The 10,670-nt window shown below is 59.0% G+C and carries 8 protein-coding genes; 5 read left to right on the top strand and 3 right to left on the bottom strand.

The window, feature by feature from the left end:
- The gene (locus CAURIC_RS00120; protein ID WP_290182847.1) at positions 1 to 1,917 is read left to right on the top strand and encodes a serine/threonine-protein kinase; all 1,917 of its coding nucleotides are present in this window, start codon (positions 1 to 3) and stop codon (positions 1,915 to 1,917) included.
- A gap of 91 nt (positions 1,918 to 2,008) precedes the next feature.
- On the top strand, positions 2,009 to 4,138 hold the full coding sequence (gene pknB / locus CAURIC_RS00115; RefSeq protein WP_035114387.1) for a Stk1 family PASTA domain-containing Ser/Thr kinase: 2,130 nt from the start codon (positions 2,009 to 2,011) through the stop codon (positions 4,136 to 4,138).
- Between the two features lie 64 nt (positions 4,139 to 4,202).
- On the opposite strand, the gene CAURIC_RS00110 is transcribed toward pknB, so the two are convergent.
- On the bottom strand, positions 4,203 to 4,895 hold the full coding sequence (locus CAURIC_RS00110) for an anthranilate synthase component II (protein ID WP_035114384.1): 693 nt from the start codon (positions 4,893 to 4,895) through the stop codon (positions 4,203 to 4,205).
- Positions 4,896 to 4,971: 76 nt separating this feature from the next.
- On the opposite strand from CAURIC_RS00110, the gene crgA reads away from it, so the two are divergent.
- Positions 4,972 to 5,247: a cell division protein CrgA gene (gene crgA / locus CAURIC_RS00105; RefSeq protein ID WP_035114381.1), complete on the top strand. Its 276-nt coding sequence runs from the start codon at positions 4,972 to 4,974 to the stop codon at positions 5,245 to 5,247.
- A gap of 42 nt (positions 5,248 to 5,289) precedes the next feature.
- Here crgA and CAURIC_RS00100 read toward each other — a convergent pair whose 3' ends face one another.
- Positions 5,290 to 5,787, bottom strand: a complete 498-nt coding sequence (locus CAURIC_RS00100; protein ID WP_290182843.1) for a rhomboid family intramembrane serine protease — start codon at positions 5,785 to 5,787, stop codon at positions 5,290 to 5,292.
- 107 nt (positions 5,788 to 5,894) lie between these two features.
- Positions 5,895 to 6,419, bottom strand: coding sequence for a peptidylprolyl isomerase (locus tag CAURIC_RS00095; protein WP_035114643.1), 525 nt, complete (start codon positions 6,417 to 6,419; stop codon positions 5,895 to 5,897).
- Positions 6,420 to 6,720: 301 nt separating this feature from the next.
- On the opposite strand from CAURIC_RS00095, the gene CAURIC_RS00090 reads away from it, so the two are divergent.
- Positions 6,721 to 8,511: a YtxH domain-containing protein gene (locus tag CAURIC_RS00090; protein WP_035114375.1), complete on the top strand. Its 1,791-nt coding sequence runs from the start codon at positions 6,721 to 6,723 to the stop codon at positions 8,509 to 8,511.
- Between the two features lie 250 nt (positions 8,512 to 8,761).
- The gene (gene pabB / locus CAURIC_RS00085; RefSeq protein ID WP_052095022.1) at positions 8,762 to 10,495 is read left to right on the top strand and encodes an aminodeoxychorismate synthase component I; all 1,734 of its coding nucleotides are present in this window, start codon (positions 8,762 to 8,764) and stop codon (positions 10,493 to 10,495) included.
- The last annotated feature ends 175 nt before the right edge of the window (positions 10,496 to 10,670 follow it).

The following is a 10,670-nucleotide window of genomic DNA, read 5'->3' as shown; positions in this document are numbered from 1 at the left end:
ATGACTGACCCACATAATCAACGCAATAGCCGTTCCGGCAATTCACCCGGATTAGAAAATTCAGCTGATGCAGAGCACAACCTCCAGCCGGATCGGACCGATTTCGAGCGGGTACAAAGGCTGCTCGGATCGCGCTACGAGCTGAACTGGATCATCGGCCGCGGGGGCATGTCCACCGTGTGGCTGGCGCGCGATACGGAACACCAGCGCGATGTCGCCGTGAAAATCCTGAAGCCGGAGTACACCGAAAACGAGGAATTCCGCACGCGGTTTCGCAACGAGGCCAGTGCCGCCGAGCAGCTGAATAGCCCCAACGTGGTGGCCACTTACGACTACGGTGAAGTACGCGATCACGGTGCGGTGTTCTGCTACATCATCATGGAATACGTCAGCGGTGAATCGCTGGCGGATGTTCTCAATCGCGAGCGCACGCTGCCCGAGCCGCTGGTTTTGGACATCATGGCTCAAACTGCCCGAGGTCTACAGGTAATTCACGCGACAGGGATGGTCCACCGCGATATCAAACCGGGCAACCTACTGATTACTTCCGATGGTGTGGTGAAGGTCACGGACTTGGGCATCGCCAAGGCTGCAGCGGCGGTGCCGCTGACACGCACGGGCATGGTGGTCGGCACTGCCCAGTATGTCTCCCCGGAACAGGCCCAGGGCAATCCCGTGGGCCCGGCTTCGGACATCTATTCCCTGGGTGTGGTCGGTTACGAGATCCTGGCTGGCGAGAGGCCCTTCCAGGGAGAATCCACCGTCTCGGTGGCAATCAAACACATCTCTGAAGACCCACGGCCGTTGCCCGATACCGTGGGGCAGAATATGCGGGAACTGATCGGGATCTGCCTGCGCAAGAACCCTGACGCGCGCTACGCCGATGGCGAGGAACTGGCCGCCGCAACCGTCCTCGTTGCCGAAGGGCAACGGCCTCCCCAACCGCACCGGGTTCCAGCAGTGGAGGATTACGCCGATCATCCGCTCACCGAACAATTGGGCGCGGTCGCCCATGGCCCAGGTACTAGGGTCCCGCCAGTGCAGGGCCCTTCTATGGCAGTCACGGGTGCAGCAGCTTCTTCCCGACGCCACCCCGGGCCCAGCAACCCCCGGCCACCTCAGGGGCGGGTAACTGCCACTCCGGCGGTACCGCAGCGCCCTGCGCAAAAGAAAAGCACCTCAGCTCCACTGGTCATTATGGGATTGTTGGCTGCTTTGGCCGTGGGTGTAGCCGGATACCTGTTACTTGGCGATGGCAACGATAAGGCGCCGGGTACGCAAACGCGCACTATTACAAGCCGTGTGACCCCTCCCGGCAACTCAACCGATAACCCAACGCCCAACAATCCGCTCCCGGGCCTGCCGAATGGTGATGATGAAGGTAGTGACGGGGAAGATAACGGCTGGTTAGGTGGTAACCGGGGCAATCGGGGCAACGGAGATCGTGAATCTCCCACGGATACCTCCACGCCGCGGGAGGGAAATCAGGATTCCCGCCCCTCTGATCAGCCCGAGGGCTCCCAGCCCGCACCTCAACCGGGAGGTACATCCCAACCCGGTCAGGGCAATAGTGGCACGAACCCCGGAAACACCAACGGTGGGCCCGGGCAAGGCAATGGCAATGGCGATGCGCCGGGCAATGCTCCGGGTAATGCCAATCCAAACGCGGGTGGTAATACTCAAGCCAACGGAAACGGAAATACCGGCGAGAATTCAACGAATTCAACCGGTGGTGGCACGACCAGCACGGCCGAAGGATTGACTGGAAACCGGGTCCAACCAACCGCCACGGTGGCAGGCGCCCATGGATTTTATGGTCAACACGATGCGCTCGCCCCAATTGTCGTTGCTGGTGTGAATAATGTGAATAATGTGGGAGATGCAACTAGGTTTAGCTACCAGCGTCAACTAATATAGAAAAACTGCAACTGTCCAACCCCGTAATCCATCACTTTCCCCACACCCAATCAGTCCCATCGAGAGTAAGTAGAGAACAAGGAGTCATCCCGTGGAGCGAACCGGCACCACCCTCGGCGGCCGCTACCGCTTAGGGGCCAAGATCGGCACCGGTGGCATGTCCGACGTCTACGCCGCAACCGATGAACTGCTGGGGCGAGATGTGGCTGTGAAGATGATGCGGCCGGATTTGGCGCGCGACCAAACCTTCCTAGAACGGTTCCGTCGCGAAGCACAAAATGCCGCCAAACTGAATCATCCCGCCATCGTGGCGGTCTACGATACCGGTCAGACGTCTGAGGAAGACGGGTCCGTTCCCTATATCGTCATGGAGCGCGTCAACGGGGAAACGTTGCGCGATATCATGCACGACGAGGGGAAGATGCGGCTGACTGATGCCGCGCAAGTGATGTCTTCGGTATGCGAGGCACTGCACTTTAGCCACGAAGCGGGCATCATCCACCGCGACATCAAGCCCGCCAACATCATGATCACGAACACCGGCGCAGTGAAGGTCATGGACTTTGGCATCGCCCGTGCTCTTAGCGATTCTTCGGCCGCCATGACCCAGACCGCTGCCGTTATTGGCACCGCGCAATATCTGTCACCAGAGCAGGCACGTGGCAAATCGGCGGATTCCCGTTCCGATATCTACGCCGCCGGATGCGTGTTCTTCGAACTGGCCACTGGCCAGCCCCCTTTCCAGGGTGAATCACCGTTCTCGGTGGCATTTCAGCACGTTCAAGACGATCCGATGGCGCCCAGTTCAGTTCCCGGGATGCACCTATCTAAGCGCGAGGCCCTCTCGCTGGACTCGATCATCCTGACGGCCATGGCGAAAGCGCCGGCCGATCGCTACGACGATGCCCAGCAAATGGCAACGGATCTACGCCGTCTATCTGAGGACCAGCTGCCTCTCGTAGCACAGACCTACGCAGACGACGATACGTCAACCTCCGTCATGCCCGCCGCAGGTGCGGCAGCCGGAGCAGCAGGGGCAGTTATGGGCGCAAATGCGGCCCACGGCGCCTCTGGGGCGTCAACCCCCCAACAAGCACCGGGTTACAACAACGGCGACCAAGGTAGCTACGGCGAGTACAACGGTGGGCCTTACAACAACGCCAGCTACAGCGAGCCCGGCAGCTACGATAGCCACCACGACAGCTACCCAGACGATTACGACGATGGCTACGACGAGTACGACGAGTACTACGAAGATGAACAACGCCGCGGTTTCTGGAAGCCAGCTCTAATCACGCTACTTACCTTGGGGCTGCTAGGTGGACTGGGTTACGCCGGCTACCACTTCCTCAGCGAGCGCAATCAGCAATCGTCGACAGCGGCACCTGCACCAAAAGTGAAAGTGCCCGATGTTAAAAACCTCAGCCGCCAAGACGCCGAAACACGCCTACACGATGCGGGCTTTGACGTGCGGGTGACGGAGGCTACCCATCCAGAAATCCCTCGGGGCAATGCCATCACCACCAAGCCTGGACCGAATTCCACCGTGCCGAACGGCACTGCGATCACACTGGTAATCTCCTCTGGTCGCGAAATTACCGATACCCCTGACCTGACGGGCATGACCACCGAAGAGGCAAGTAACGCGCTGAAGAAGGCGAAGCTGAAGCTGAACCCGACTGTGCAGGAGGAATCCAGTGACGAGGTTCCGGCTGGCCAAGTGATTAGTCAGAACCCAGCGCAGGGCTCGCAGGTCTCCGTGGGCACGAAAGTAACCATCACGGTATCCACAGGCCAAGAGAAAGTTCGTGTTCCGGTCGTCACTGGTCAGGATGCCGATACCGCACGCAAGAACTTGGAGTCCGCTGGCTTTACAGTGGAGGAAACCGGCATTGATTCCATGGAGGAAGAGGGCAACGTTTTGTCGGCTTCTGGCGAAGGCTCGGAGCTGAAGAAGGGTAGCACCATCAAGCTGGAAGTATCCAAGGGCAATATGTTCCGGATGCCGAGCTTAGAGGGCAAGAAGTACTCCCAAGTCCTATCACTGCTGCAACAGGCCGGCTGGCGCGGATCTCCATCGGAGGTCACGCGCAAGAACGTCAAGACACGGGAGCTCGTCCGCCAGGATGAGGTTGCTGGCCAATCGGTCCATGCAGGTGAGGTTGTGAAAAGAAATACCTCTATCGAGGTACGCGTATACGTATTCGACCTCTTGCCTTAACACCAGGTCGAACCTGCGACCGCCACCGGCTCCCTCCACCCCTAGCCCCAGGGTGGCAGTTGCATCAAAGCATGTGCGATTCAGCGCTGATGGCACCGGTCACCCGCAGCTGATCAGTGACCAACTGCTGCACGCGGGATTCATCTACGTCTGCGCCCTCGACCTCCGCCAGCCAATTGGCTAGCATGCGGTGGCCATACTGTGTCATCACGGATTCGGGATGGAACTGTACCGAGTGAATAGGCAGATCACGATGCCGCATGGCCATGATCATGCCCGAATCCGCATGCGCGGTGACAATAAGCTCGTCAGGAACCGTAGCCGGATCAACCGTCAGAGAGTGGTAACGCGTGACGCGGAAGGGGCTAGGAATATTCTCCAACACCCCCGTCCCATCGTGGGTGACCGGTGAGGTCTTGCCGTGGAAAAGCTCATCGGCACGAACGACCTTTGCCCCGAAGTGCTGCCCAATGGCCTGGTGGCCCAAACACACCCCGAACAACGGTTTGCGCAGCTGCGCGCAGGCCTCAATGACCTCCAACGTGCGACCAGCGGCCCCAGGTTCACCAGGCCCGGGAGAAACGAGGACGGCGTCGAATAAAGAAAGAGTAGATCGCAGCTGCTCGGAAGTATCCCCCAATTCCGGAGCATTGTTGCGCCACACCGTGCATTCCTCGCCGGTGAACCCAAGTTGGCCAACGTATTGCACCAAGTTGTAGACGAAGCTATCGAAGTTATCGATGACGAGGATGCGCATGCGTGCGATTCTAGCGTGTCCAGGGTGCTGCTAGAATCACCGGAGTACAACTAACCTGGCGAATTTAGGAGAACCCATGCCGAAGTCAAAGGTCAATAGCGGTAGCGAGAACTACTCGGCTCCCACAAACCCCACGGAGCGGCGCACCCCGGTCAAACTGAATTCCACCGGCACTCCGCGCTGGTATGTGGTCTTGATGCTGGGCTTGATGATCCTAGGGCTGGCCTGGCTGGTTGTGAACTACATCGCCGGTGACAAGATTCCGTTCATGAGTGCGCTGCACGCGTGGAATTACCTGATCGGCTTTGCACTGATGATTATTGGCCTGCTGATGACGATGGGGTGGAAGTAGCCACGCAACTTCCCCTGGGTCAATAGGTACCGGGAGAACTGGTCAACTGCGCGGGCCAACCCCGCGAACACGCAAGGCCAGTGCCACAACCGCGCCACCCACCAGGCCACCAATATGCCCCCACAGGGAGACACTGGTCAGCATCACGCTGTACATCAGATTCACGCCCAACAACACCGCAGGGCCCGCCAGTCCCTGTCCGCGGGCGGATGACAGCAGCAACAACATCGCGAACAAACCATATCCGAAGGTCGATGCTCCACCCACTGCAGACAGCGGTTGCATCCACCACACGAATAGCGCCCCACCAATAGAGCACGCGATAATCAAGGCCAGAATCACAACCCAGCCGTAAGCGCGTTCGACTTCGCGACCCACAAGAGCGATCATCAGTAAATTGAGCAGCAGGTGCCCTATATCCAGATGGACGAAGGTGGCCGAGAATACGCGGTACCACTGGTCGTAGGCCCTTACGAAACCCGGATCAAAGACCATGTGCCAGCCAATGCCCTCGCCGCGATTGCCCAACGGGCTAATCACACTGCCCGAGGTAATGACTTCCGCCACAAATACCGCGATGCAGGCAAAGCAAAACCCCGCGGTGAGCGGGGCGCCTTTAAAGAATTCCTTAATGGAGTTCAGGGGAATTACTCCTGGATCTCCACAGATTCGATCACAACGTCATCCACTGGGCGATCCATACGGCCGGTGGATACGCGGGAAATCTTGGCCACGACCTTCTGGGATTCCTTGTCGGTGACCTCACCGAAGATGGTGTGACGGTTGTTCAGGTGCGGAGTTGCCGTCACAGTAATGAAGAACTGAGAGCCGTTGGTGCCTGGGCCCGCATTAGCCATCGCCAGCAGGAATGGGCGATCAAACTGCAGCTCTGGGTGGAACTCGTCCTCGAACTGGTAGCCTGGGCCGCCGCGGCCGGTGCCGGTTGGGTCGCCACCTTGAATCATGAAGCCATCGATGATGCGGTGGAAAATTGCACCGTCGTAGAACGGGCCTTCGTTTTCACCAGCAGCATTTGGCTGCGAGTACTCCTTGGTGCCCTTGGACAGGCCCACGAAGTTCTCAACCGTCTTTGGCGCGTGGTTGCCAAACAGGTCGATGGCGATATCGCCATGGTTAGTGTGCAGAATTGCGGTTGCAGTCTTGTTAGTCACGTGGCCGATTGTACCGATCTGTTCCCCACAACGCTTGCAGGTGGTCATTTTTATCGACGCCGACCGCGTCGCGCCCGTTACTTCGCCTGTTGCCACACTCTCTTATCCTCACCCATCCCCATGGGCTCTTATCCTCACCCATCCCCATGGGCTCTTATCCTCACCCATCCCCGTGGGCCCTTGTCCTCACTCGTCCCCGTGGGCCCTTTCACCCGCTTTGATAATTTTCACGGCACATGTCCGATTTCGTGCCTAGTATGGATTGCAAGTTATTCATAACTATTAAAGGAGCACCGCACCGATGAACCCCACCACGCTTCGGCTCGCGCTGAGAGGCGCCAAGCAGGTACGTCAAGCGTTGAAGAAGCGCCAAGATGAGGCTCGTAATCAACACTTCGACTCCCTAGAGGCCCTGCGTAAGAGCTTGCAGGATGATCCGGAGCGAGAGCTGGTACTCGCCAAGTCCCCAGCTCACGTTCACGCTGTTGCTGAGCAGATGCGTAAGGAAAATGGCGCTGCTGAGGCCCTCAATAAGGCTCGCGCAGCAGCTGCGGCCCGCGCGGTAGCCGAGGGCGCGGATACTTCCGAGTTGAACGCAAACGATGTAGCGCAGTTGGCGTCGGTACGAAAGCCCTTAACGAAGAAGCAACAAAAAGAACTCGCTGCGGCGAGGAAGAAGGAGGACAAGTTGCGTAAAAAGAATGCCAAGGCTCAAGCGCGCGTAGAACAGCTGCAGGGTCGTGCACAAGCGCTGAAGGATGACGCGACGGCACGCCTGGCCGATGCCTCAACCGTTGCCCAGAACCAGCTTGCTGACCTGCAATCCCAGGCGAAGGACCGTAGCGAGGACCTCAGCAATCGCCTGAACGAGCGCACTAACGAACTGCAGAAGCGCTCCAAGAAGTTGAAGAAGCAGGCCAATAAGGACGCCCAAAAGCGCCAGAAGGCGGCGCAGAAGCAGGCGAAGAAGCTCCGCAAGCAAGCTAACAAGAAATACAACAAGCAGGTTGCACCTCGGATTGAGGATGCGAAAAAGAATCTGTCCGGTGTACTCGCCGCTGGTGCTGCAACCGCTGCCAAGCTACGCGACAATGCCGCTGACCTGCGCGACACCGCCGCGGATCGTTTGGAGGAAACCCAGAAGAACGTAGCAGATTCCGCTGCACACGCTCGCCAGGTCACCGAGGCAAAGCAAAAGGAGCTGGCAAAGAAGTCCCGTAAGACTCAAAAACAGGCCGCCAAAGATGCCAAGGCTGCCAAGAAGGATGCTCTGCGCCGCGGAAAGAAACTTGATCGCAAGGTCAACAGGAAGACCAATCGCGCAGCGGTAAAGGCTCAGAAGAAGGCCGCCAAGCTGCAAAAGAAGAACGACAAGAAGGGCAAGAACTGGGGCCTGATCGTCCTACTGCTGGGAGCATTGGCAGCTGCTGGTGCAGCCATCGCCAAGGGCCGTGGCCAGCAGGCTCCAAAGAACTCGCCTAAGGTTCAGGATGTCGCAGGTCAGAAGCCCACCGGTGCTGCTGACAAGGCGAAGTCCGCTGCGAACACCGCTGCCGCCAAGGTTTCCGAAGCTGCGGACGTGGCCAAGGAGAAAGCTGCAGAGACCAGGGATAAGGCTTCGGATGTCGCTGCCGATGCTAAGGACAAGGTTCAGGACAAGGCCGCAGAAGCCAAGGACAAGGCCGACAATGTAGCGGCTGACGCGAAGAACAAGGTTTCTGAGAAGAAGTCTGAAGCTGGCGATGACAACAAGTCCTCCGCTCCCGCTGCACCATCTGCTCCAGGCGCCCCCGGCGCCCCTAATGCAACCAAGCCCGCTGCCCCCGGCGCGGGTACGCCCAAGCCAGTGAATCCCGGTTCCTTCGCTGCCCCTGCAGCACCTGGCGGTGCAGATACGCCCAAGGCTGATGCACCTAAGGCCGCAGCGCCCAAGCAAAACGCGCCCAAGACCGGAGGCCCCACCCCTGCGGACATGCCACACGATGCTGGATTCGACGCCCCAGTTCAAGGCGCGGAGGATCCCGCCGAAGAGTTCCCGCTTGAAGACGGCCCAGGCAAGGGTCCGGAAGAGGGTGGCCGCCACAGCCTGTAATCGGATATTCGAGAACCGAGGCGCCACCTGCGCCCTCGGGCACCCATAGCGTTTCACTTACCCCGGGGTCTTTTGAGCCTGCAACCGCGCTCGTCGCGGACGCACGCACAAAAACACCCGGGGTTTTGCCATACCCATATCCATACGCCATGCCCATATCTACAAGTCAGTTCGAGCCATTCATCACGGATTATCCGCACCACAATCCGAGATTTTGCTATGCCTATACCCCTAACGGCAGGATGAAACCATGACGGCCGACCGCTTCGCGAACCATCCCTCCCAGCCCCACGTGGCAGAGCATTCGGGTTCCTCCCTCAATCCCCGGCTCGCGTTGCGCTTGCACTACCGCACGCTGCCAGTCGAGGCGGACGGCCCCTCCACCTTTAGCTCCCTGTTCGCCAGCTCGCCCAACGCCATCTGGTTGGATTCCCCAGGTGCCGCCTTCTCCATTCTGTGCGACAGCACCGGTCCTTTCGCTCGCTCTCTTTTTGCCGACGCCCACAACCCCCACCCCAACGCCTTCGCCCAGGCGCAGGATCTCCTCGACTCCTACCACGTAAAAATCCCCGCTGATCTACCTTGCCAATTCGCCTTAGGTATCGTGGGCGCGTTTGGGTACGAATTGAGAACACACGCGGATGCAGCAGCCAACCCGCGCTCCGCGGTGGACCCTGCCGGACTAGTTGGGTGGTTTCGCCGTGGTCACCCCAACCCGCGATCCGCGGTGGACCCCCGCGCCAGCTCCGCTCCCACATGCAGCAATGGTGACCCCGATTCAACCCACACCGGTGGGGATTCCAGAGCGTTTCAGACCGGTGACTCCCTCCCCGACCTAGCCCTCATCTACACCGACCGGGCGGTCGTCATCGACCACACAACACATCAAACGCACTTACTCTTCCTATTGCCCGCGCAGGATGCACTACCCGCCCAGGACGTGCTCCCCGCGCAAGGCCAATCAACTCCGCAAGCATGGTTAGCCCAAGCAGAGCGCGATCAATATGCGTGGCTGGATACCGCCGTCGACGTGGTCACAACTAACCGCGCCGCGGCCGAGCCTCCCACTGCGCACTCCGGTCCAGCTGCTATCCCCACCATCCAGAATTCCGGGGTGCCCGAATTCATATTGGATCAATCCAAAGCCGAATACATTGAATCCATCCACCGCAGCTTGGAATACATTGCGCGAGGAGATTCCTACGAGGTGTGCCTTACGAACACCGCGCAAGGGCCGAGCATCGCGCAGATGGGAAACACTCCACGGGATGCTTACTCCGCTCTGCGACATACCAGCCCCGTGCCGTATGGTGCCTACCTCCAGTTCCATCCCCCGATAGCGGACTACGCACCCTTCCACATTCTGAGTGCATCGCCCGAACAGTTTCTGAAGATCACTGCCGGGCGCGTTACCGCGCAGCCCATCAAAGGAACCCGTCCACGAGAGGCAAATGCGGATGAGGATGCGGCGAGGCGTCGAGAGTTAAAAGCCAACCCAAAGGACCGCGCCGAGAACCTCATGATCGTCGACCTACTACGCAACGACTTGGGGCGAGTGTGTGAGGTAGATAGCGTGAGGGTACCGAGGATTTTCGCCGTAGAGTCCTACAGTCACGTGCATCAATTGGTGAGCACAATCGAAGGCCGGTTGAGGCCTGGGGTGAACCCGCTGGAATGCGTGGCCGCGTGCTTCCCTGGTGGCTCAATGACCGGTGCGCCGAAGATTCGCACAATGGAAATCATCGAAGAATTGGAGCGCCGGCCTCGGGGGTTCTATTCAGGTGCCGTGGGGTGGGTGTCACCAAATGGATACGCCGATTTATCCATTGTGATTCGCACGTTAGTGTGCTCGCCACACGCCACGACCTTCGGAGTTGGTGGCGCGATCGTGGCGGATTCGGATCCATGCGACGAATTCGAAGAAACGATGGTGAAAGCACGGGCACTGTTGGAGGCGCTCGGAGCCAAAATTCAGCAAAGTTAAGTGTGGCACTGGGTGGTAGGACTGGTCGCGCAGTAATACTGAGCAGCAGAATTGAGGGCCACGCTAGGAGGTAAGGGCGGAAATGTTGCCGCGCATGGCTGCACTAGTGCTCCTCCCCCACGTGTCGGGAAAACTACTACTGTGGGTATTAGCCAACGACGCTCGGTTGCGCCGA

The sequence above is a fragment of the Corynebacterium auriscanis genome, from assembly GCF_030408435.1.
GTDB classification, from domain to species: domain Bacteria; phylum Actinomycetota; class Actinomycetes; order Mycobacteriales; family Mycobacteriaceae; genus Corynebacterium; species Corynebacterium auriscanis.
The sequence above is the reverse complement of the archived record's forward strand: the minus strand, read 5'-3'. Positions and strand labels throughout refer to the sequence as shown.